A 20,344-nucleotide genomic window follows, 5' to 3' on the forward strand; every position below is an offset into this window, starting at 1 on the left:
CGTTTTATTTCAAGCAAAGGAGCAAACCCATGTTCAAACGCTATTTCATTGCCGCCGCCGCCCTGGCCCTGCTGAGCGCCTGCAGCACCACCGACAACCTGGACACGTCTGCCAGCAATGCAGGCGACGCATCGCGCACTACCCTGCCGGGCGACAGCCACGTCGCCCCCGTGCAGGCAGACCATGCCATGCAGGAAGCCGACGGCCCCGCTGGCGTGGCGAAGGTGATCTACTTCGACTTCGACAGCTTCGTGGTCAAGCCTGAATACCAGTCCGTCATTGACGGGCACGCCCGCCACCTGCAAGCCAACCGCAGCCGCCATGTCGTGCTGGAAGGTAACACCGACGAGCGCGGAGGCCGTGAATACAACCTGGCGCTGGGCCAAAAGCGTGCTGAAGCGGTGCGCCGCGCGCTGGGCCTGGTCGGCGCTTCTGACGCGCAAATCGAAGCCGTGAGCTTTGGCGAAGAAAAGCCCGCCGTGATGGGCAGCGACGAAAGCGCCTGGTCGCAAAACCGCCGCGTTGAAATCAAGTACCGCTAAGCCGTGAAGCACGCAAAACCCCTGCGCCTGACGGCGCTGGCGCTGGCGCTGGCGGCAGCCAGCTTCAGCGCCCACGCGCTGTTTGGCGATGACGATGCCCGCCGCGCCATTCTGGATTTGCGCCAGCGGCTCGACACCGCCATCACGGCCCAGAACAAGCTGGTGGAAGACAACGAGCAAATGCGCCGCAGCATGCTTGATCTGCAAACGCAAATCGAGACACTGCGTAACGAGCTGGCCCAGTCGCGCGGCATCCAGGAACAAGCTTCGCGCGAACTGGAAGACTTGCGCCGGCGCCAGCAGGAAGCTGCGCAGGGCATGGAAGACCGGCTGCGAAAAATGGAATCCGGTGATGCGCCGCCTGCCAGCGGCACGGACGGCGCTGAAGCCGCTGATGACGCCAGCGCCCGCAGCCAAGCTCCCCAGCAGGCCAGCGCCGAGCCGGACCGCAGCGCCGCCGAACGCAAGGAATACGACGCCGCCTTCGCCGCCTTTCGTTCTGGCGACTACCGCAACGCGCAAACCCGGCTGGCCCGCTTCGTCAAGAAATATCCGCAAAGCAGCTACGCGCCATCGGCCCTGTTCTGGCTGGGCAATGCGCAATACGCCACGCGCGACTACAAGGAAGCCATCACCAACTTCCGCTCTCTGCTGAGCAGTGCGCCCAAGCATGACAAGGCCCCCGAAGCCTTGCTGTCCATTGCCAATTGCCAGATTGAGCTGAAAGACACACGCGCTGCCCGCGCCACGCTGAACCAGCTGGTCAAGGCCTATCCGCGCTCTGAAGCCGCCCAGGCTGGCCGCGAGCGGCTGACGCGCCTGCGCTAAAATCCCGCGATTTTCGCCTTGCCGCACCCTGCCGACGCCGGGGGCGGCTTTTTCTGTCTGGGGCCTTGCGCCTTGCGGGGTTCCGGACTCATTGCATCCACAAGGAGTCTGAATGCGTCATTACGAAATCATTTTGCTCATCCACCCGGATCAGAGCGAACAAGTGCCCGCCATGCTCGAGCGCTACAAGGGCATGATCACCAGCGGCGGCGGCCAGGTGCACCGCGTCGAAGACTGGGGCCGCCGCCAGCTGGCCTATCAGATCAACAAGCTTTCCAAGGCCCACTACTTGTGCCTGAACATCGAGGCCGGGCGGGACGTGATGGACGAGCTGGAGCACGCCTTCCGCTTCAACGATGCCGTGCTGCGCCACCTCACCGTGCAAAAAGCCAAGGCTGAAACCGGCCCGTCTTCCATGATGAAGACCGTTGAGCGCGAAGAAGCCCGCAAGGCCCAGCAAACCGCCGAACAAGCCGCCGAATAAGGCCGTCACGCACGCATCCCGGGCAGACTTGCAAGACAGGCGAGCGTGAACCGCATCGACATTGCCGGCGTCATCGAAGAGCGCGGCGCATTGCGCCACACCCCGGCGGGCCTGCCCGCGCTGGATTTGCGCCTTTGCCATGAGTCCGAGCAGCCCGAAGCCGGGCAGCCGCGCAAAGTCAGCCTCACGCTCAAGGCCGTCGCCATCGGCCAGGTGGCGCAGCGGCTGGACCGTCAGGCGGCAGGCGCTCAGGCGCGTTTCACGGGCTTTCTCGCCAGCCCCCGCCAGTCACGCCAGGTTGTGTTCCACATTCAGGATTTTCAGCAAGATTCGTTTTAAGGAGGCCCCAATGGCCACGTTCAAGAAATTCAACAAAGACAAGCGCCCGAAGCGCAACACCCAGTCGCTGCTGTTCAAACGCAAGCGCTTTTGCCGCTTCACCGTTGCCGGCGTCGAGGAAATTGACTACAAGGACATCGACACTCTGCGCGATTTCATCGCCGAAAACGGCAAGATCATCCCCGCCCGCCTGACCGGCACGCGCGCCCTCTATCAGCGCCAGCTCAACACCGCCATCAAGCGCGCGCGTTTCCTGGCCCTGCTGCCCTATACCGACAAGCATCGCGTCTGACACGGGGCTGAAAGGAGAAACACACCATGGAAATCATTCTTCTGGAAAAAGTCACCAACCTGGGCGGTCTGGGTGACATCGTCAAAGTCAAAGACGGCTACGCCCGCAACTTCCTGATTCCTTCTGGCCGCGCGCGCCGCGCCACCGCCGCCAACAAGGCCGAGTTTGAAGCCCGCCGCGCCGAGCTGGAAAAGCAGGCCGCCGAAAAACTGGCCGCCGCCCAGCAGCAGGGTGAAAAGCTGGCTGGCGCCATCATCAAGCTCACGCAAAAGGCTGGCGTCGATGGCCGCCTGTTCGGCTCCGTCACCAACTACGACATTGCCGAAGAGCTGAAAAAGCAGCACGGCGTGGAAGTGCACAAGTCGCAAATCCGCCTGCCTTCCGGCCCCATCAAGACGGTGGGCGATTCCACAGTCGTCATCGCCCTGCACACGGACGTGCTGGCTGAAATCACCGTGGCCGTTTACGGCGAAACAGCCTGATCCGGGCCTGGCCCGTCGTCGTGCCAAAGCCGCTGGGCCATGCCCGGCGGCTTTTTTCTTTGAGCCTGGGCAGCCTGTTCATGATCTGGCCGAGAGGGGCAAAAGCGCGAATCGGGATGGGCGGCAAGGCGCAGACGGGTCTTGCGACCCGGCGCGGATTTGCAACGCCGCAGAGCGCCCGAATCCGTGCTTTCGCGCCCGCAGACTCATCGTGGGCAGATTCAAAGGCCATATTTCGCTCCTTGATTCATAGCGTGATGTCCTAGTGGAAAGAGCGCGGGGCACATTTTCGGCCCCATGAATTTGCTCCTTTTTTTGATGTGGCTTCGCTCTGTGCCTCAAGAGCCTGTTCAGAGTCTGCCCGTGGAGCCTTGCGGATCGGGATGGAGGCAGCAAGGCCCAAACCGCCCAAGTTCGCGCTTTTCGCACCTGCAGGCGGGCTTTGAACTGATTCTTGGCTTCCGGGCCGCTGCCTTCCAGGCCCCGCCGCCCGGCCCCGGTTTCCAGACCGGCTTCTGCTTCTCCCCCAGCTTCCCCCCAGCTTCTCCCCAGCCTGTCCACGGTTTATCCACCGCGCATCCACAGCCTTGCGCAATGACAGGCGCGCCCACGCTGCCTATGCTCGCCGCCCATGCCTGATGAACTGAACCCTCCCCCATTCGACGCGTCTGACGCGCCGCCGCCCGCAGCAAGCGGCCATTCCGGCCCGCCTGACGACGCCCCCTATGCCGCTGCGCTGGAGCCTGCCGATTTGCCAGAGCCTGCTGATCTGCCGCCGCCCGCAGATCCGCAAGTGGCCCAGCTGCGCATTCCGCCGCATTCGCTGGAGGCCGAATCCAGCGTGCTGGGCGGCCTGCTGCTGGACAACGGCACCTGGGACCGCGTGGGCGATCTGCTCATCGACAGCGACTTCTACCGCCTCGAACACAAGCTGATTTACGCCGCCTGCGGGCGTTTGATCAACGACAGCAAGCCGGCGGACGTCATCACCGTTTTCGAGGAATTGCAGCGCCAGGGCCGCGCCGAAGCGGCAGGCGGCATTGCCTACCTCAACGCGCTGGCGCAATACGTGCCCAGCGCGGCCAACATCCGCCGCTACGCCGAAATCGTGCGCGAGCGCGCCATTCGCCGCAAGCTGATCGCCGCCAGCGACGAAATCGCCACCAGCGCCTTCAATCCCCAGGGCCGGGGCGTGGACAAGATCCTGGACGAAGCCGAGCAGCGCATTTTCAAGATTGGCGAAGAAGGCTCGCGCATGAAAGAGGGCTTTCAGTCCATGGACCTGCTGGTCACCCAGCTGATTGACCGCGTGCAGGAGATGGCCGACAACCCCAACGACATCACTGGCGTGCCCACCGGCTTCATTGACCTGGACCGCATGACCGCCGGCTTGCAGGCGGGCGATCTGGTAGTGCTGGCCGCGCGCCCTTCCATGGGCAAAACCGCCTTCGCCATCAACATTGCCGAGCACGTGGCGCTGGAAGCGGGCCTGCCCGTGGCCGTGTTTTCCATGGAAATGGGCGCGGCGCAGCTGGCCGTGCGCATCGTCGGCTCCATCGGCCGCATCGACCAGAGCCACTTGCGCACGGGCCGCCTGACCGACGAGGAATGGCCGCGCCTGACCGAGGCCATCGAGCGCCTGCGCACGGTTTCGCTGCACATCGACGAAACGCCGGGCCTGACCCCGTCGGAGCTGCGCGCCAGCGCCCGCCGCCTGGCGCGCCAGCAGGGCAAGCTGGGCCTGATCGTGGTGGACTATTTGCAGCTGATGACCGGCTCCGTGAGCGAGGGCGAAAACCGCGCCACCGAGCTGGGCGAAATCTCGCGCGGCCTCAAAGCCCTGGCCAAGGAGCTGCAATGCCCCGTGCTGGCCCTCTCGCAGCTCAACCGCAGCGTGGAGCAGCGCACCGACAAGCGCCCCATGATGAGCGACTTGCGCGAATCAGGCGCCATCGAGCAAGACGCCGACATCATCATGTTCATCTACCGCGACGATTACTACAACAAGGAAAAATCGCCCGAGCCGGGCGTGGCCGAAATCATCATCGGCAAGCAGCGCAACGGACCCACCGGCACCGTCAAGCTCACCTTCGTCAAGCCCCTCACCCGTTTTGAGAATCTGGCGCTAGGCTCGCCGGACGACTATTGAAGCGGCGCGGCGCCCGCCGCCCCGGCTGTTTTTCACTTTCAAGGAGCACTCATCATGGCCCAGCCTCATCTCACTCCCGGCCAGCTTGGCAGCGTGGCCCCTTTGGGCGCCGCCGCCGCCAGCACGCCCTCCTTCGCGCTGGTCAAAGGCCGCCAGCTGGAAGTCATGCGCCTGGTGCTGCCCGCAGGCAAGGCCCTGCCGGCACACAGCGCGCCGGGCGAAATCACCGTGCAATGCCTGGAAGGCCGCGTGCAATTTGAAGCCGCCGGCCAAACGCATGCCATGCAGGCTGGCGACTTCCTCTGGCTGCCCGCAGGCGAGCCGCACGCCCTGCGCGCCGAAGCCGACGCCTCGCTGCTGGTCACCGTCAGCCTGCCGCAGCCATAGCCGCACTGGCGGCCCCGCTCAACCCGCCCGTGGACGCGAAAAGGCCGCCCCGAAGCGGCCCATGCAGCCTGAATACATCAAAAACAGGAGCGAATTCGAAGGGCAGAAAATGCCATTCTGCGCACGTTCCACTAGGACCTCATGCTCTAATTTCAAGAGCGAAACATGAACGTCTGCCGTCTGCGCTTTGCTCATTCCGGCGCTTTGCCTGGAAGGCGGGCCTTTTTCAGGCTTCGCTGACGGCCAGCACATCCAGCGCCTGCATGAGCTGGGCTTCGTCTGCCAGGCGGCGCATGGGCGGCAGGGCGGCGAGCAGGCGCTTGCCGTAGCCCATGCTGATGAGGCGGGTGTCGCAAATCGCCAGCGCGCCGGTGTCGGTTTCGCAGCGGATGAGGCGGCCCGCGCCTTGCTTGAGGGCCACGGCCGCTTCGGGCAGGGAAATGGCGGCAAAGGCGCTGCCGCCTGCGGCTTCGATGCGGCGGCAGCGCGCTTCAATCAGCGGATCGCCCGGCGGCGGAAAGGGAAGTTTGTCGATGACGACGCATTGCAGCGCGCGGCCGGGAATGTCCACGCCTTCCCAGAAAGAAGCAGAAGCCACGAGCACGCAGCCTTGCGCCTTGCTTTGCCCGGCCGCGCGAAAGCGCTCCATGAGCACGCGCTTGGGGTATTCGCCTTGCGCCAGCACGGTGATGGGCGCGCCTTCGCCACGAAAGCGTTCGGCCAGCGCCTGGCTGATGCCGCGCAGCGCGCGCAAGGTGGTGGTGAGCACGAGGGTGCGCCCGCCCAGGCGCAGCGCGGCGTCGCCTGCCAGGCGGGCCACGGCGGCCGGGTGCGCGGCGTCTGCCGGGCGGGGAAAGGCGGCGGGCGCCGGGATGTAGAGCACGGACTGGCGGGCGTAGTCAAACGGGCTGCCCACGCGCAGGATGCGCGCCGCGCCTTCCAGTCCGCAGGGACGGGTGAACCAGGTGAGCTGGGCGTCATCGCCCAGCGTGGCGGAGACGAAAACCCAGGCGCGCGGGACTGCTTCATCGGCAGCAGCAAGGAGCGGTTCACCTTGCGCGGCTTCTGGTGAGGGCGGCAGGCCTTCAGGCGGGGCTGGCGAATCGGACGGATCTGACGAATCTGGCGGCGCGATGCCCAGCAGGCGCTCGCGCACGGTCTGGGCGATGTCCAGCGGCGATTCGGTCAGTTGCAGGGTGTAAAGGCCCACTTCCAGCCAGCGGGCCGCATCCGCCGTGGCGGGCTGGGCAAAGTGCGCGGCCAGCCGGGCCAGGCGCTGGGCGCGGGCGAGCAGGCGGGGAAAGTCGGCGGCGGCGTCTTGCACGGCTTTGCAAGCGGCGGCAATGGACTCCAGCGCGGCTTGCAGGCGGGCCAGGGCGGCCAGCCAGCCTGCTTCAGGCACGCCTTCGGGCGCGAGAGCGTTCCAGCGCAGGCGGGCATTGCCGCCGGGCGGGCTGGAAGGCGGATTGCCAGCGGCCAGCCGCAAATCGCGCAAGGCGTTTTCAAGGCCGCCAGCCAGCGCGCTCCAGTCTTGCAGGCCGCGCGCGTGCTGCAAACCGGCGGCAAGCAAATCACGCGCGAAATCCTGCAACTGGCGGTGGCCAAGCTGGCGGCCCAGAAACTGGATGCCGGTTTCGTTGAGCTGGTGCGCTTCGTCAAACACCACGGCGCGGGCGGCGGGCAGCAGCTCGGCCATGCCCGATTCGCGAATGGCCAGATCGGCAAAAAAAAGGTGATGGTTGATGACGACCACGTCGGCGGCCAGCGCCTCGCGCCGCGCGCGGGCCACGTGGCAGTCGCGAAACCGGGGGCATTCGCTGCCCAGGCAGTTGTCGCGCGTGGAAGTGACCAGGGGGATGACGGGCGAGCGCTCGTCCAGCTCTGGCAGCTCGGCCAGATCGCCCGTGGCCGTGGCCTGCGCCCAGCGCTCGATGCGGGCCAGCTCGCGCGCGGCGGCGGCGCTGGCGGGCGCGTCATGCCGGGCCAGCTCCAGCCGGTAGGGGCACAGGTAGCTGCTGCGGCCTTTGAGCAAGGCCGTGCGCACGGGCAGGCCCAGCGCGCCAATCAGGCGCGGCAAATCGCGGCCATACAGCTGGTCTTGCAGCGTTTTGGTGGCCGTGGACAGCAGCGCGCGCTCGCCGCCCAGCAACACGGGCGCCAGATAGGCAAAGGTTTTGCCCACGCCCGTGGCCGCTTCGGCCACCAGCGCGCCGCCTTCGCGCAGCGTTTGCGCCACGGCCAGCGCCATTTGCACCTGGCCGGGACGGGGGCAAAAAGCGCCATCGGCCGCAGCCAGCGGCCCATCGGGCGCGAAAACGGCGGCAACGCGGCTGGCGAGATCAGGCAAGGCGAAAGGGTGCGGAAAAAAGACGCGAGGCGGCGACGAAAGGCCGAATGGAAAGACCTCGCGCCTGTTTCATTCAGCTTTACAACTGATAATACGCAGCTTCACTTTTGGCAGCGCCAAAAAATCAGGTCATATACATAAGCACACATTGCGCACAACATGAACAAGGACAAGGGCTTCCGGCTCGCTGCCGCCACAGGCCTGCACAAGGGCGACCGGGACTATCAGCAAGATCAGCTCGGCCTGTTTGCCCACCCGCGCGTGCCCGGCTGCGTGCTGGGCGTGGTGGCCGACGGCATGGGCGGGCGCACCGGCGGGCGCAAGGCGTCTGACCAGGTCATCATGACCGCGCGCCAGCTCTTTGAAAGCTACGACCCCGCCCACGAAGACGCCGCCGCCTTGCTGCGCCAGATTGGCGAAGAGGCGCATCTGGTCATCCGCCTCACCGCCATCGCCGCCGAGCAGGAGCCGCACAGCACGCTGGCCGCTTTTCTCACCACCGCCAAGGGCGCCTGCCACTGGGTGCATTCGGGCGATTCGCGCCTGTATCACTTTCGCGGCAGCACGCTGCTGCGCCGCACGCTGGACCACTCCTACGTGCAGGCGCTGGTCGAGCGCGGCGAAATCACCGCCGAAGAAGCCAACACCCATCCGCAGTCCAACATGCTGCTCAGCTGCCTGGGCGCGGACGAGCCGCCCCGGCTGGATGCGCACTACATCCCGCGCCTGCAACTGGGCGACACCATCATGGCGTGCAGCGACGGGCTGTGGCACTACTTCACGGTCGATGAAATCGGCTCCGTGCTCAACGCCTTGCCGCCGCGCGACGCCAGCGAATTCCTGGTGGAAAAGGCGCGCGAGCGCGCGATGGGCGGCGGCGACAACCTCTCGCTCATCATCGTCAAGCTGGAGCCGCTGCAGGCGGACAAGCCCATGATCGGCTCCGGCTTCGTTCAACTGGGCGCCAACACCCAGCATTGAGCGCGGGCGCGCCTTCGGGCTTGCGCCGGCCTTGCCGCCATGACCATTCAGCTCTACGCCAAGGACGGTCACGAATGCATCATGTTTCACGACCTGGTGCAGGCTGACGCCGACGCCGTGCAGTCCAACCAGTTCATCGTCTGCCACGGCGACCACATGGCCGTCATCGACCCCGGCGGCATGATGACCTACAACGCCATCTTCCTGCGGCGCATGCAGTGCTTTCCGAAGTCGCAGGTGGACTACATCATGGCCTCGCACGCCGACCCTGACGTGGTGGCTTCGCTCAACCGCTGGCTGGTGCAAACCACGTGCAAGCTCGTCATTCCCGCCGTGTGGTCGCGCTTCGTGCCGCACTTTTGCACCCACAGCATTGAAAACCGGCTGGTGCCCGTGCCTGACGCCGGCGGCATCTTGCCGCTGGGCGAGGCGCACATCATCGTGCTGCCCGCGCACTTTCTGCACTCCGAAGGCAATTTCCAGTTCTACGACCCCATCTCCAAAATCCTGTTTTCGGGCGATCTGGGCGCATCGCTGGTCAGCAACGAACAAGCGGGCCAGCCCGTGACCGACTTTGACGCACACATTCCCAACATGCTGGGCTTTCACAGGCGCTACATGAGTTCGCGCAAGGCCTGCCAGTACTGGGCGCAGATGGTGCGCGGGCTGGACATCAAGATGATCGTGCCCCAGCATGGCTCCTGGTTTCGCGGCCGCACCATGTCGCGCCGCTTCATTGACTGGGTGGAACAGCAGGAATGCGGGCTGGATCTGATGACGCAGGAAAACTACCGTCTGCCCGCCAAAAAGCTGCTCTGAAACCGGCTTTGCCCCCGGCGCGGCGAATCGCCATGAACTCCCCGTCTTCACCTGGCGCCTTGCCCCGCATTGCCCTGCTGGCCATCACCCGCCAGGGCGTGGCGCTGGCCGCGCGGCTGGCGCGGCACTGGCCGCAGGCCACGGTGTGCGCTCCGGCCAGGTGGGCCGCGCCGCTGGCGGAGCTGCCCAACCCCCGGCGCATTTATGAAGGCGCGCTGCGCGGCGAAATCGGCCCGCTGCTGGCCGCGCATGAGCAGCTGGTGTGCTTTGTTTCGCTGGGGGCGATGGTGCGGCTGCTGGCGCCGCACCTCAAGTCGAAGGCGGAGGACCCCGGCGTGGTGGTGGTGGACGAAGCGGGGCGCTTTGCCATTGCCGTGCTCTCCGGCCACGTGGGCGGCGCCAATGAATGGGCGCAGCGCGTGGCGGCGCTGCTGGGGGCTGTGCCGGTCATCACCACTGCGTCAGACGTCATGGGCACGCTGGCCGTGGACATTCTGGGCCGCGAGCACGGCTGGCGGGCCATTGCGCCCAAGGAAAACCTCACGCGCGCCGCAGCCTGCGTGGTCAATGGCGAGCCGGTGGCCTTCGTGCAGGAAGCGGGCTGCCTGCGCCACTGGTGGCCGCACGCCGCGCCGCTGCCCGCCAACATCCGTGTTTTCAGCCGCATGACCGACGTGCCGCTGGATGCTTTCGCCGCCGTGCTCTGGGCCACGGCGGACGCTGCGGCGATCCAGTCTGAATGGTGGGAAAAGGCCAAAGGCCGCCTGGTGCTTTATTTGACCCCGCCCGAATCGTCACTCCGGAAAGACAAAGAGCCGCTTTATTTGATGAGCCGCAAAGTCAGCGGATAGCGCCAGATCTGGCCGTTGGCCGCCTTGATGGCGGCGATGATGATGCAAACGCCGCCGTAAAGGCCCAGCAGGGGCAGCAAAACCAGGCCGATGGCGGCAAAGATCAGAATGCCGCACACCATGCCCGCAATGCAGAGCGTGATCTGGAAATTGAGCGATTCACGCGCGTTGCCAGCGGCGAATTGTTCGCCGGGTTCATCCTTGGTGAGCAGGTAAATGACCAGCGGCACGAGAATGGGAAAGAAAAAACAGCCCAGATGGGCGAAAACGGCGAACAGATTGCTGCTGCCGCTGCGGCGGGGCGGCATGGGAGAAAGAGGCGGTTGCACGGCGCGTTGCTCCTGAAAAATGAGGCGGCGCAAATTGTAAGAACCTGTTCAGAATCTGACGGGCTGCGCCTGAAACGCCGCTCCCGGAATGGCCCCGGATGGATATTCAAGGCATATGCCACGATTTTGTTTTCATTGATCTTGGATTCAGCCGCATGACTTCTTTCTTTGCCGTGGGCCTGGGCTGCGACAGCCGAACGCCCCTTGAAACCTTGCGCGCCGCGCTGGAGCAGGCGCTGGCGCGCGCGGGCATTGCGCCCGGGCGCATCGTGGCGGCCGCCAGCATCACGCTCAAGGCAAAAGAGCCGGGCCTGCTGGCGCTGGTGGTCGAGCGCGGCTGGCCCATGCGCTTTTACACGCCCGCCGAACTGGCCGCCGTGCCCGTGCCCAATCCGTCTGAAACCGTGCTGCGCTACACCGGCACGCCATCGGTCAGCGAGGCAGCCGCGCTGCTGGCAGCGGGCGGCGGGCAGCAGCCCGCGCCCATGAGCGCGCTGGTGGTGGAAAAACACCGCCTGCGCGGCCCCGACGGGCGCAACGCCACGGTCTCCATCGCGCGCGTGCCGCCAAAATCGGCCGCTTTGCCCAATGACTGAACCCATGAACGACGCCAACCCGCTTTCCCCTTCTTCTTCACCCGCGCCCGCCCGCAGCGGCTCCATCGCGCTGGTGGGCATCGGCCCCGGCCATGCCGCGCACATGACTGCGCGCGCGCGCGAAGCCATTGCCCAGGCCGATGTCGTCATTGGCTACGTCACCTACATCAAGCTTGTGGCCGATTTGCTGGAGGGCAAGGAAGTCATCCGCAAGGCCATGACCGAAGAGATTGACCGCGCCATCAGCGCCCTCGAAAAAGCCCGCCAGGGCAAGAAAGTGGCGCTCATCTCCTCGGGCGACGCGGGCGTTTACGGCATGGCCGGCCCCACGTATGAAGTGCTCTTTCAGGCCGGCTGGACGCCCGATGACGACGTGACGGTTGAAATCATCCCCGGCGCATCGGCTCTCAACAGCTGCGCGGCGCTGGTGGGCGCGCCGCTCACGCACGACTTTTGCGCCATCTCGCTCTCGGACCTGCTCACGCCCTGGCCCGCCATTGCCCGCCGGCTGGAAGCGGCGGCAGCGGCCGATTTCGTCACTGCGCTCTACAACCCCAAAAGCGGCCGCCGCACGCGCCAGATCGTGCAGGCGCAGCGCATCTTCTTGCGCCACCGCAGCCCCGGCACGCCCGTGGCCATCGTCAAAAGCGCGTGGCGCCGCCGCCAGCACATTGCGCACACCACGCTGGCGCACATGGCCGAAGCCGACATCGGCATGCTCAGCACCGTGCTCATTGGCAACAGCCACACCTTCACGCGCCACGGCCTGATGGTCACCCCGCGCGGCTACGCCAACAAATACGGCGTCAGCGGCGAAGGCCGCGTCACCCACGAAGGCGAAAAAGCGGGCCGCTCGCTCTCCAGCGGGCTGGACGGCTGGCTGCAATCGCTGCGCGAAGACCTTGCCGCCGGGCACAGCCTGCAAGCCCTGGCCGCGCGCGACGGCCTGCCGGCGGATTACCTGCAAGCCGCCTTGGCCGACCCTCCGGAAGACGCTGCGGCAGCCGAAACGGGCCAAGACTGACGAAGGCGGAAAGCGGACTTGCCGCAGCTTCAGGGCCTGTAGGCAATCTGCCTGCGGGCGCGGAAGGCGCGGCCTCAGGCGCTCGTGAGTCTTGCAAACCCTCGGCTCACCAGACCCGTCTGCGTCTTGCAGCCCTTCCGATCCGCAGCCCCTCACGGCCAGACGCTGAACAGGCCCTAAAAACAGGAGCAAATATGAGGGCCTAAAATGCCGTTTTGCGCACTTTCCACTAGGACATCACGCTATGGATTCAGGAGCGAAATAGCTTGGTTTCTTCTTTGTGAATGCCGCGCCTGTTCCGGGCCGCGTTTTCCGCGCAGCGGGCGGATGGCGGGACGCTGCTGCTTGAATCGGCCCCTTGCCCGCAGGCTCAAAAGCTCAGGCTTGGCCCTTGAGAATGGAGGGCGCTTGCTCCAGCACAACTTCGCCTTTGAGGATGGAGGGCTTGTGCGTGTCCTGAACCTCGCCTTTGAGGATGGAGGGCGCTTGTTCAATGCGTACTTCGCCCTTGAGGATGGAAGGCGCCTGCTCCAGCGTGACCTCGCCTTTGAGAATGGAAGGCTTGTGCGTGTCTTGAACTTCGCCTTTGAGGATGGAGGGGCGGCGCTCGGTTTTCATTCTGAAGCGCACGCCTGCCGCGCGCAGGCCCCACACCAGTTCCACGAAGGCGTTGTTGTTGAGCAGCGGCTCGCCGCCCACGATGATCCAGTAGCCGATGCCGTCCACCCAGAAGAGCATGAAGGTGGTGCGGGGCATGAGCATGTCAAGGTCTTCGTGCATGCAAATGGCCTGTCCGCCGCGCCAGCCGCGCTGCTTTTGCCGGGCGGCGAAGTCAAAGAACTCCACGGCGGCGGCGCACAAGGTCTCGGCTTCGTCTTCGCTGTAGCCCACGCGGGCCAGGCAAAAGCCTTCGTCGGATGAGAGCGCGGCCATGCGCTCGCCCGACAGGCCGGCGATGGCGTGCGGCAGGTAGCTGTCCAGCGAGACGTTGGGCGCGGCCAGAGGATGGGCCATTTCCTGCACCCAGCCTTTTTGCAGCGCCTCGGTCAGCAGGGCGCGGCGGGCGGGCGATTCGGCCAGCCAGGCGCTGCGCAGGGGCGCGCCCAGGCCGTTCATCAGCGTTTGCAGCTCGGCGCCGTCTTTGTCAGGCTGCGCCCTGGCATGGGCGCGCAGCGCGCCAGCGGGCGTGAGCATCAAAAACGGGTCGCGTGGGGCGGCTTGCGCGCCCTGCGGGGCTTGCGGGTTCAGCATGGTGAGCGGGGCAGGCTGCCGGTTCAGGACTCGACGCCAGTGAAGGGATCAATGCCGTAGATGAGCGCTTTGACCAGCGCCGACATGTGCGCGCGGCTGCGGGCGTCGGTGTCCATGACGGAGGCCGACAGGCCCATCTGGTCCAGCTCGCGGGCCAGGCGCTGGCGCGTGTCCCAGCTGCCGTTTTCAACGTGCGTGAGGCCCACCACGAGCGCCGTGCTGTCTATGAAGCTGCGGAAGGCGTTCACGTAAGAGCGCAAGTCATCCACCGGGTCAGGCGAGGCGGCATTGAGCATGAGCACCAGGCCCAGGGCGTTTTCAGTGAGGATGTCCCACATGAAATCAAAGCGCTTTTGGCCAGGCGTGCCAAAGAGGCGCACCTGATCGCCGTTGGGCAGGTTCATGCGCCCGTAGTCCATGGCCACGGTGGTGGTTTGCTTGAGCAGGCGCACTTCGTCGGTGGCGTTGGCCTCCGTGCGCACCACTTCGATGTCCGACAGGGACTGGATGGCCGTGGTTTTGCCAGCGCCTACCGGGCCGGCAAATACGAGCTTGTAAACATTCGCCATAAAAGATCAGAAAAGCTTGTCGAGCAGTGATTTGAAAAAGCCCTTGCGCGCGGCCTGGGCGTGGGCAGGCTTGGTAGCTGCCGCAGGCACGGGCGCGGGCGCGGCAATGGGCGCGGAAGCCGGCAACGCCACGGCCGAACCGGAGACGATGCACAAAATGGCAAAGCGCGCAATGTCGGCTGGGTCGTGCTGTGGAAAGCTGCGGCAGAGTTTTTCCAGCGACTGGGGCGCGCGCGAGCAGATGGCCGCCAGCTGGATTTCAAAGTTGCTGGTGTTGGGCAGCAGCGTGAAATTGGGAAAGCGCCGCAGGCGAAAGCGCAGATCGGCCCTGCGCTGCGGCGGGTTCTGCCGGAGCGTGCTGTCGGCCAGCACCCAGCACAGAAAATCCAGCGGCTTTTGCGCCTGCCGGAAGCCTTCGCCAAAGTGCCGGCGCAGCTCTTCTTCCACCTGATGCGGGGGCAGCGGCGTTGCCTTTGCGCTGCCCAGCAGGCTGGAAGAGGCGGCCATCTTGGCCATGCTGGCCAGCGGCAGGGGCGATGCGATCCAGCCCTCGCGCGGCGCGAGGATGAAGAACATTTCATCGCCAAAGGTCAGAACCTGCGGACCTTCATGGCTGATGATTTGCTGCACCAGCCTGAAAAACGGATTGCCCTGCAAGTCGGGAAACGCATGCAGAAGAATGGGGATGGCGCCTTTGAGCAGGCCGACTTCCTTGTCGGGCGCAGGCTCGGGCGCGGGGCTGCTGCCCGTGCGGGCCTGGCTGAGGATCTGGCCCAGGCCGCCGGAAGACGCGGCAGAGGTGCGGCCCGCTGGCGCAGCGGCCATTTCCGCCGGCGCCTTGCCTTCCCGCACCTTGCCCAGCGCCGTTTTCATGTCGTGGCTGGAATAGGGCATGACCAGCAGCTCCAGCACCTGGCCGGCAGCCAGAGGCAGCTTTTGCCCCGTCCAGCCGCCGCCATCGGCGCCCCAGGCCAGCGCCACGGCGGAGCGGCCGCCCAGAAAGGCCATGAGGCGCTCGGCGTTTTCGGCGCTGTATTTGCGCATGCCCAAGCCGAACAAGTCCACCACGCAATGCGTGCAGGCCAGCGCCTCGGGCGTTTGCTCGGGCATGGCCAGCGAAAGGCTGCGGCGCAGCACGGTGCATTGGGCATCGCGCCAGTTCATGCCAATCATGATTTCGATGGCGGCCGCTTCCTGGTCCGTCAGGCCGACCAACAGTATCTTCTTCATTCTTTTTCTCCTTGGAGAAAGGCAAACACGCGCATCCATTCGGGGCCTGGCTCTATGCCCTGCCGCAGCAACGCGCGGCGCGCCAGCATGAAGGCCAGTGCATCGTGGGCGCCCTCGCAATGCGCCAGAAAATGCTGCTCCTCCGAGGTGTCTCCGCTGCCGATGGCCCGCAAGGCCGTGGCAGCCATGTTTCTGGAGTCATCCGCGCCGCACAGCAGCGCGCGGCGCGGGCCGTCCAGCGCGGGCGCGGCCAGTACGCACCAGCGCGTGGCATAGCGGCTGATGCGGGGCAGCGCCTGTCCGCTGCGGCCCGCCTGATGGAGAGACTTGGCTGTCAAAGGGGCGAGCCGCCTGGCCACGCCCAACTGCTGCCACTTCGTCTCAAAGTCTGCGGCGTCAGGCGGGCAGGCGTGGAGCATGTCCACCAGCGCGCCCTGAACGGGTTCGCTGCCGGGCAGCGCCAGCGCGGCCTGCACCCGCTGCCAATGCGCTTCGCGCCGGGCCGGATCGCGCAGCACGCGCCGCCCGGCGGCGCGAAAGCTGGCGCGCGCGCGCCAGCTGGCGGTTTCCGGCGCTTGTGGCAAAGGGGTTTGCATGAGCGGCGTCAGGCAAGCGGGGCGAAAGCCAGGCTCACTCCAGCAAGGTGTCCATCAGGTCGATCATGAATTCGGCGTCTTCTTCGGCCATGACCTCGAAGCCGCCGCTCATGCCCAGCTCGTCCAGCACGGGCTGGCCGTCTGGCGTGCCCTTGAGCTCCAGCAGGGCCTGCGCGAAGCGGGCGCTGTCTTCTGCGGAAATGCGCGAATTCAGCAGAAATACGTGGGTGATGTCGGCCAGCTTGCTTTCCACCAGCACCTTCATCTGCTTGCGCGTCAGGCCGGAAAGCGAGTTGTAGGCTTCGGCCAGGAAAAAAGCGGCATCGACCTCGCCCTTGATGGCCAGGCGCGCAGCGGCCTGGTAGTTTTCCACCAGATTCCACTTGATGTCAGGCTCTTTCAAATCAGCCACTTCCAGCAGGCGCAGGCCGATGAGCTTGACGTCGCGGTTGTCCGTGAGGGCAATGGTGCAGCCGGGCTTGAGGTCGCGCGCCGTTTCGTAGGCCGTGTTGGCGCCAGTGGCGATCACCATTTCGTCCGACTTGGCGATGGGGCGCGCGATGGCCTTGTAGCCAGCATCGCGAATCATGGAAGCCGCGTCAAACGGATTGGCGTACACGCCATCGACTTTGCCGGAAGCAATCAGCTCGGCCTGCTCGGCGGCCGAAGCGGGCGTCATCAGATGGATGTGAATGCCCGATTTTTTTTGCAGCAGCGTGTTGAGCATGTGCCAGCCCGCAAAGCGTTCAGGCGCGAAGTCGGGAGCAATCAACAAGTTCAGCGTCATGCCTGGCCTCCTTTTTCTTCCGCCAGCATCTTCTTGTACAGGGCGGTCATTTCCTCGATCTTCTTGCGCGAAGGCTCGCGGCGCACGGAGGTGTAGCCCACCACCTGGCCGTTGCGCACGTTGGGCACGGCCGTGGCGTACACCCAGTAGTGGCCGCCGTCCTTGCGCAGGTTCTTCACGTAGCCGAACCACTTCTTGCCGGCCTTGAGGGTGTCCCACAGGTCTTTGAAGGCGGCTGCGGGCATGTCAGGGTGGCGCAAGATGGCGTGGGGCTGGCCGATGAGGTCTTCACGGTTCCAGCCGGACAGCTCCACGAACGCCTCGTTGGCGTGGGTGATGATGCCGTTCAGGTCCGTGCGCGAGATGATGAGGCGCCCTTCCGGATAGGGAAATTCCTTTTCCGTCACGTACAGCGTGCGGGTTGCGCCGTCAAAGTACTTGTATTCGCATTGCCGCGCCGGCTCGGCGGGCGGCTGCATGGTTGGCATGGCCATGATGTTTCAAGCCTCCTGCAATCAGACCATCTTGGCCAGGGCTTCGGCGGCGCGCTTGATGTCCAGAAACAGCAAGCCCAGCTTGGCGTTGTGGCGCGCCAGCACCGTCAGCACGGCTTCGCTGCCAGCGGAACTCATGATCACGTAGCCGCGCTCGCCTTGCAGCAGCACGCGCTCCAGCGTGCCGCGAGCCAGTTCGCGCGCTGCGCGGTCACCCAGGGACAGCAGGGCGGCTGACATGGCGCCTACCCGGTCTTCGTCCATGCCGTTGGGCAGGGAGGAGGCAATCATCAGACCGTCGGTCGAGATCAAAGCCGAGGCTTCGACGTCTGCGGAAGAGCCTTTGAGTTCTTCCAGCACCTGTTGAAACATGTCAGTGCGCATGAGTTTTTCCTATCTTTGGAGTTGGCGTGAAACGAAAGGGGAGACCGGCATGCGCTGCGCAGAATGTGTTACAGACTTCATGCCAGTTGTATCCGCAAGAAAACCGGCGGATTTCCGCATGATACCTAGGCCACCGCCGTTTATGGCCCCGCTGCCGGGGCCGGGCGCAAATTCATTTGGGAAATGCCAAATAGTTACAGGGTTTGATGGTTTGTAAGCAACACCCCTGCCGCCGGATTTCGGGTTTGCCCTTGGCTTGCCGGGGCTTGTCTGGCCTTGCCCGCGCGCGTTCGCTCCGGCTGCGGCTTTATTCCGCTGGCGAGCTGCCTGCTGCGGCCTGATTGCGCCGCGCCAGCTCGGCCAGTTTTTCGCCAATCCTGATTTCCAGCCCGCGCGGCGCGGGTTCGTAAAAGCCGGGTGGCGCCATGCCGTCGGGCAGATAGCGCTCGCCGGCGGCAAAAGCGTCCGGCTCGTCATGCGCGTAGCGGTAGCCCGCGCCGTGGCCCAGCTGCTTCATCAACTGGGTGGGCGCGTTGCGCAAGTGCATGGGCACGGGGCGGGTGCCGTCTTCGCGCACCAAGGCGCGGGCGCGCTTGTAGGCCACGTAGGCGGCGTTGCTCTTGGGGGCCACGGCCAGATACAGCGCGCACTGGGCCAGCGCCAGCTCGCCTTCGGGGCTGCCCAGGCGCTCATAAACCTCGGCGGCGTCCAGCGCCAGGCGCAAGGCGCGCGGGTCGGCCAGGCCGATGTCTTCACTGGCCATGCGGATCAGGCGGCGGGCGATGTAGCGCGCGTCCACGCCGCCATCGAGCATGCGCGCCAGCCAGTACAGCGCGGCGTCCGGGTCGCTGCCGCGCACGCTTTTGTGCAGGGCGCTGATGGTGTCGTAGAACTGCTCGCCGCCCTTGTCGTAGCGGCGCAGGCGCTCGCCCAGCACTTTCAGCAGCCACTCATCCGTGATGCGCGCGCGTTTTTCGGCGCGCGCGGCCACCGCCAGCGTCTCCAGCGTATTGAGCAGGCGGCGCGCGTCGCCATCGGCATAGGCCACCAGGCGGTCAGATGCGGCCGGCTCGGCGGCCAGGCCGTCCAGCGCGGCCAGGGCGCGGGCCAGGATTTCGCGCAAATCCGCTTCTTCCAGCGCCTTGAGCACGTACACCGCCGCACGCGAAAGCAGGGCGGAATTGACTTCAAACGAGGGGTTTTCCGTGGTGGCGCCGATGAAGGTGAACAAGCCGCTTTCCACATGCGGCAAAAAGGCGTCCTGCTGGCTTTTGTTGAAGCGGTGCACTTCATCCACAAACACGATGGTGGCCTGCGGCGCGAGACCCTCTTGCGCGGCCTGGGCGCGCTCCACGGCTTCGCGGATGTCTTTCACGCCGCCCAGCACGGCGCTGATGGTGATGAACTGCGCGTCAAACGCCTGCGCCATCAGCCGTGCGATGGTCGTTTTGCCCGTGCCCGGCGGCCCCCAGAGAATGCAACTGTGCGGCTGCCCCGATTCAAACGCCAGCCGCAGCGGCATGCCCTCGCCCAGCAGGTGCTGCTGCCCCACCACTTGCGCCAGGGTGCGCGGACGCAGGCGTTCAGGCAGGGGCACGTGGAGAGCTTGGGGCATGAAGAGAAATATGCCATACGCGAAAGCGCGCCAGCCCTGCGCTGCGGCCTTGCCGCGCGGCCTGGCTCCACGCACGCCAGCGCCCTGTTCTTCCAGGCGGCCCGGGCCGCTGCCGCAAGCGGTTTCACATCAAAAACAGGAGCGGATTCAGGGGATTGAAAACGGCCTTTGCGCAGTATCCACTAGGACATCATGCTATGGATAAAAGAGCAAAAACAGGGTGAAGGCGCCTGCTGACCGCAGCCCGTCTGCCTTCTTGCGCGCTGACTTGCATGCGCCTTGCCTGGCGTTGCCTATATTCCACCGGCCGCCGCCAGCCGGGCTGGCGGTCTTGCGGGGTTGGCCTGCCCGCTTGCTCCCTTCCCACTTTCTGAAAGACGAAAACGCCATGCTGCGCTTCTTGTTCAATCTTCTCTGGTTCATTCTGGGCGGTTTGCCCATGGCGCTGGGCTGGTGGCTGGCGGGGGTGATCATGGCCATCACCCTCATTGGCCTGCCGTGGGCGCGGGCGTGTTTTGTGATTGGGCAGTTTGCCTTGTGGCCTTTCGGGCGCGAGGCGGTGGATCGCCGCCAAGTCACGGGCCGCGATGACCTGGGCACGGGCGCGCTGGGCTTGCTGGGCAATCTCGTCTGGTTCGTGTTTGCGGGCCTTTGGCTGGCCCTGGGCCATCTTGGTTCGGCGCTGGTGTGCTTTGTCACCCTTATCGGCATTCCCTTCGGCTGGCAGCATCTGAAGCTGGCTGCCATCGCGCTCATGCCCATAGGCAAAACCATCGTGGTCAGGCGCTGAGAGCCGGTTCAGGGCAAGCGGCAGGCCCGCGCGTGGAGCGGAGTGCAGGCAGGGCGCAGGCCGCGACAAGGGCTGGGCGGATGCGCCTGGTTTGCTCCTCTATCCGTAGCAATAGGTCCTAGTGGATATTGCGCGAAGCGGTATTTCGGCCGGCCTGAATTTGCTCCTGTTTTTGTTT

24 protein-coding genes are annotated in these 20,344 nt (G+C 65.4%); 14 read left to right on the forward strand and 10 right to left on the reverse strand.

Annotated features, from left to right (window positions below; translation table 11 throughout):
- Window positions 1-29: 29 nt before the first annotated feature.
- The 8 genes from pal (at window position 30) to ADJ79_RS10215 (ending at window position 5,503) form a co-directional block, all read left to right on the forward strand.
- Complete coding sequence (pal, locus tag ADJ79_RS10180; protein WP_050715865.1) at window positions 30-542, forward strand: peptidoglycan-associated lipoprotein Pal; 513 nt, start codon at window positions 30-32, stop codon at window positions 540-542.
- Window positions 543-545: 3 nt separating this feature from the next.
- Window positions 546-1,370, forward strand: coding sequence for a tol-pal system protein YbgF (ybgF, locus tag ADJ79_RS10185; RefSeq protein WP_050715866.1), 825 nt, complete (start codon window positions 546-548; stop codon window positions 1,368-1,370).
- Window positions 1,371-1,482: 112 nt separating this feature from the next.
- Window positions 1,483-1,854: a 30S ribosomal protein S6 gene (gene rpsF, locus ADJ79_RS10190; RefSeq protein ID WP_050715867.1), complete on the forward strand. Its 372-nt coding sequence runs from the start codon at window positions 1,483-1,485 to the stop codon at window positions 1,852-1,854.
- A 45-nt stretch (window positions 1,855-1,899) separates the two neighbouring features.
- A complete protein-coding gene (gene priB, locus ADJ79_RS10195; protein WP_050715868.1) occupies window positions 1,900-2,193 on the forward strand; it encodes a primosomal replication protein N in 294 nt (97 codons plus the stop codon).
- A gap of 10 nt (window positions 2,194-2,203) precedes the next feature.
- The gene (rpsR, locus tag ADJ79_RS10200) at window positions 2,204-2,485 is read left to right on the forward strand and encodes a 30S ribosomal protein S18 (RefSeq protein ID WP_050715869.1); all 282 of its coding nucleotides are present in this window, start codon (window positions 2,204-2,206) and stop codon (window positions 2,483-2,485) included.
- Between the two features lie 26 nt (window positions 2,486-2,511).
- Window positions 2,512-2,967 (forward strand): 50S ribosomal protein L9, encoded by a 456-nt coding sequence (gene rplI, locus ADJ79_RS10205; RefSeq protein WP_050715870.1) that lies wholly within the window; start codon window positions 2,512-2,514, stop codon window positions 2,965-2,967.
- A 631-nt stretch (window positions 2,968-3,598) separates the two neighbouring features.
- Window positions 3,599-5,116 (forward strand): replicative DNA helicase, encoded by a 1,518-nt coding sequence (dnaB, locus tag ADJ79_RS10210; protein ID WP_082203251.1) that lies wholly within the window; start codon window positions 3,599-3,601, stop codon window positions 5,114-5,116.
- A 54-nt stretch (window positions 5,117-5,170) separates the two neighbouring features.
- On the forward strand, window positions 5,171-5,503 hold the full coding sequence (locus ADJ79_RS10215; protein WP_050715871.1) for a cupin domain-containing protein: 333 nt from the start codon (window positions 5,171-5,173) through the stop codon (window positions 5,501-5,503).
- 226 nt (window positions 5,504-5,729) lie between these two features.
- Here the strand turns inward: ADJ79_RS10215 and ADJ79_RS10220 are convergent, their stop codons facing one another.
- The gene (locus tag ADJ79_RS10220) at window positions 5,730-7,850 is read right to left on the reverse strand and encodes an ATP-dependent DNA helicase (protein WP_050715872.1); all 2,121 of its coding nucleotides are present in this window, start codon (window positions 7,848-7,850) and stop codon (window positions 5,730-5,732) included.
- A 159-nt stretch (window positions 7,851-8,009) separates the two neighbouring features.
- Between ADJ79_RS10220 and ADJ79_RS10225 the strand changes: the two genes are divergently transcribed.
- The 3 genes from ADJ79_RS10225 to ADJ79_RS10235 are packed head-to-tail and all read left to right on the forward strand — an operon-like array spanning window position 8,010 to window position 10,501.
- Window positions 8,010-8,831 (forward strand): PP2C family serine/threonine-protein phosphatase, encoded by an 822-nt coding sequence (locus tag ADJ79_RS10225; protein WP_050715873.1) that lies wholly within the window; start codon window positions 8,010-8,012, stop codon window positions 8,829-8,831.
- Window positions 8,832-8,870: 39 nt separating this feature from the next.
- The gene (locus ADJ79_RS10230) at window positions 8,871-9,650 is read left to right on the forward strand and encodes an MBL fold metallo-hydrolase (RefSeq protein ID WP_050715874.1); all 780 of its coding nucleotides are present in this window, start codon (window positions 8,871-8,873) and stop codon (window positions 9,648-9,650) included.
- Window positions 9,651-9,709: 59 nt separating this feature from the next.
- A complete protein-coding gene (locus ADJ79_RS10235; protein WP_346429786.1) occupies window positions 9,710-10,501 on the forward strand; it encodes a cobalamin biosynthesis central domain-containing protein in 792 nt (263 codons plus the stop codon).
- Here ADJ79_RS10235 and ADJ79_RS10240 read toward each other — a convergent pair.
- Window positions 10,471-10,830, reverse strand: coding sequence for a DUF4870 domain-containing protein (locus ADJ79_RS10240; protein WP_156304136.1), 360 nt, complete (start codon window positions 10,828-10,830; stop codon window positions 10,471-10,473). The genes ADJ79_RS10235 and ADJ79_RS10240 overlap by 31 nt on opposite strands.
- Before the next feature lie 155 nt (window positions 10,831-10,985).
- Here ADJ79_RS10240 and ADJ79_RS10245 point away from each other — a divergent pair, with 155 nt between their 5' ends.
- Both ADJ79_RS10245 and cobJ read left to right on the forward strand, forming a co-directional pair.
- Window positions 10,986-11,426 (forward strand): cobalamin biosynthesis protein, encoded by a 441-nt coding sequence (locus tag ADJ79_RS10245; RefSeq protein WP_050715876.1) that lies wholly within the window; start codon window positions 10,986-10,988, stop codon window positions 11,424-11,426.
- Between the two features lie 4 nt (window positions 11,427-11,430).
- On the forward strand, window positions 11,431-12,450 hold the full coding sequence (gene cobJ / locus ADJ79_RS10250) for a precorrin-3B C(17)-methyltransferase (RefSeq protein WP_082203252.1): 1,020 nt from the start codon (window positions 11,431-11,433) through the stop codon (window positions 12,448-12,450).
- A gap of 378 nt (window positions 12,451-12,828) precedes the next feature.
- On the opposite strand, the gene ADJ79_RS10255 is transcribed toward cobJ, so the two are convergent.
- The 8 genes from ADJ79_RS10255 to ADJ79_RS10290 form a co-directional block, all read right to left on the reverse strand.
- Window positions 12,829-13,701 carry a hypothetical protein gene (locus ADJ79_RS10255; protein WP_199170925.1) on the reverse strand — a complete coding sequence of 291 codons (873 nt, stop codon included), beginning with the start codon at window positions 13,699-13,701 and terminating at the stop codon, window positions 12,829-12,831.
- 23 nt (window positions 13,702-13,724) lie between these two features.
- Window positions 13,725-14,270 (reverse strand): ATP/GTP-binding protein, encoded by a 546-nt coding sequence (locus ADJ79_RS10260; protein WP_050715877.1) that lies wholly within the window; start codon window positions 14,268-14,270, stop codon window positions 13,725-13,727.
- 6 nt (window positions 14,271-14,276) lie between these two features.
- Window positions 14,277-15,500, reverse strand: coding sequence for a hypothetical protein (locus ADJ79_RS10265; protein WP_050715878.1), 1,224 nt, complete (start codon window positions 15,498-15,500; stop codon window positions 14,277-14,279).
- Window positions 15,497-16,096, reverse strand: coding sequence for a hypothetical protein (locus ADJ79_RS10270; protein WP_050715879.1), 600 nt, complete (start codon window positions 16,094-16,096; stop codon window positions 15,497-15,499). Before ADJ79_RS10270 ends, ADJ79_RS10265 begins: the two co-directional genes overlap by 4 nt.
- A gap of 34 nt (window positions 16,097-16,130) precedes the next feature.
- Window positions 16,131-16,883 (reverse strand): phosphate/phosphite/phosphonate ABC transporter substrate-binding protein, encoded by a 753-nt coding sequence (locus ADJ79_RS10275; protein WP_050715880.1) that lies wholly within the window; start codon window positions 16,881-16,883, stop codon window positions 16,131-16,133.
- Window positions 16,880-17,377: a PAS domain-containing protein gene (locus ADJ79_RS10280; RefSeq protein WP_050715881.1), complete on the reverse strand. Its 498-nt coding sequence runs from the start codon at window positions 17,375-17,377 to the stop codon at window positions 16,880-16,882. The genes ADJ79_RS10275 and ADJ79_RS10280 overlap by 4 nt, the downstream gene beginning before the upstream one ends.
- Window positions 17,378-17,398: 21 nt before the next feature.
- Window positions 17,399-17,761 carry a roadblock/LC7 domain-containing protein gene (locus tag ADJ79_RS10285; RefSeq protein WP_050715882.1) on the reverse strand — a complete coding sequence of 121 codons (363 nt, stop codon included), beginning with the start codon at window positions 17,759-17,761 and terminating at the stop codon, window positions 17,399-17,401.
- A 307-nt stretch (window positions 17,762-18,068) separates the two neighbouring features.
- Entirely contained in the window at window positions 18,069-19,376 is a 1,308-nt protein-coding gene (locus ADJ79_RS10290) for a replication-associated recombination protein A (RefSeq protein ID WP_050715883.1), read from the reverse strand.
- A gap of 352 nt (window positions 19,377-19,728) precedes the next feature.
- Between ADJ79_RS10290 and ADJ79_RS10295 the strand changes: the two genes are divergently transcribed.
- Complete coding sequence (locus ADJ79_RS10295; protein ID WP_253273813.1) at window positions 19,729-20,166, forward strand: YccF domain-containing protein; 438 nt, start codon at window positions 19,729-19,731, stop codon at window positions 20,164-20,166.
- Window positions 20,167-20,344 lie beyond the last annotated feature (178 nt).

Source organism: Ottowia sp. oral taxon 894, assembly GCF_001262075.1.
GTDB lineage: Bacteria > Pseudomonadota > Gammaproteobacteria > Burkholderiales > Burkholderiaceae_C > Ottowia > Ottowia massiliensis.

What these genes read in the sequence shown, in the direction of transcription:
- pal (WP_050715865.1), top strand. Translation starts at nt 30, where the DNA reads ATGTTCAAACGCTATTTCATTGCCGCCGCCGCCCTGGCCCTGCTGAGC.
- ADJ79_RS10225 (WP_050715873.1), top strand. Translation starts at nt 8,010, where the DNA reads ATGAACAAGGACAAGGGCTTCCGGCTCGCTGCCGCCACAGGCCTGCAC.
- ADJ79_RS10275 (WP_050715880.1), bottom strand. Translation starts at nt 16,883, where the DNA reads ATGACGCTGAACTTGTTGATTGCTCCCGACTTCGCGCCTGAACGCTTT.
- rplI (WP_050715870.1), top strand. Translation starts at nt 2,512, where the DNA reads ATGGAAATCATTCTTCTGGAAAAAGTCACCAACCTGGGCGGTCTGGGT.
- cobJ (WP_082203252.1), top strand. Translation starts at nt 11,431, where the DNA reads ATGAACGACGCCAACCCGCTTTCCCCTTCTTCTTCACCCGCGCCCGCC.
- dnaB (WP_082203251.1), top strand. Translation starts at nt 3,599, where the DNA reads ATGCCTGATGAACTGAACCCTCCCCCATTCGACGCGTCTGACGCGCCG.
- ADJ79_RS10270 (WP_050715879.1), bottom strand. Translation starts at nt 16,096, where the DNA reads ATGCAAACCCCTTTGCCACAAGCGCCGGAAACCGCCAGCTGGCGCGCG.
- ADJ79_RS10215 (WP_050715871.1), top strand. Translation starts at nt 5,171, where the DNA reads ATGGCCCAGCCTCATCTCACTCCCGGCCAGCTTGGCAGCGTGGCCCCT.
- rpsR (WP_050715869.1), top strand. Translation starts at nt 2,204, where the DNA reads ATGGCCACGTTCAAGAAATTCAACAAAGACAAGCGCCCGAAGCGCAAC.
- ADJ79_RS10290 (WP_050715883.1), bottom strand. Translation starts at nt 19,376, where the DNA reads ATGCCCCAAGCTCTCCACGTGCCCCTGCCTGAACGCCTGCGTCCGCGC.
- ADJ79_RS10280 (WP_050715881.1), bottom strand. Translation starts at nt 17,377, where the DNA reads ATGGCCATGCCAACCATGCAGCCGCCCGCCGAGCCGGCGCGGCAATGC.
- ADJ79_RS10285 (WP_050715882.1), bottom strand. Translation starts at nt 17,761, where the DNA reads ATGCGCACTGACATGTTTCAACAGGTGCTGGAAGAACTCAAAGGCTCT.
- ADJ79_RS10255 (WP_199170925.1), bottom strand. Translation starts at nt 13,701, where the DNA reads ATGCTGAACCCGCAAGCCCCGCAGGGCGCGCAAGCCGCCCCACGCGAC.
- rpsF (WP_050715867.1), top strand. Translation starts at nt 1,483, where the DNA reads ATGCGTCATTACGAAATCATTTTGCTCATCCACCCGGATCAGAGCGAA.
- ADJ79_RS10265 (WP_050715878.1), bottom strand. Translation starts at nt 15,500, where the DNA reads ATGAAGAAGATACTGTTGGTCGGCCTGACGGACCAGGAAGCGGCCGCC.
- ADJ79_RS10260 (WP_050715877.1), bottom strand. Translation starts at nt 14,270, where the DNA reads ATGGCGAATGTTTACAAGCTCGTATTTGCCGGCCCGGTAGGCGCTGGC.
- ADJ79_RS10245 (WP_050715876.1), top strand. Translation starts at nt 10,986, where the DNA reads ATGACTTCTTTCTTTGCCGTGGGCCTGGGCTGCGACAGCCGAACGCCC.
- ADJ79_RS10230 (WP_050715874.1), top strand. Translation starts at nt 8,871, where the DNA reads ATGACCATTCAGCTCTACGCCAAGGACGGTCACGAATGCATCATGTTT.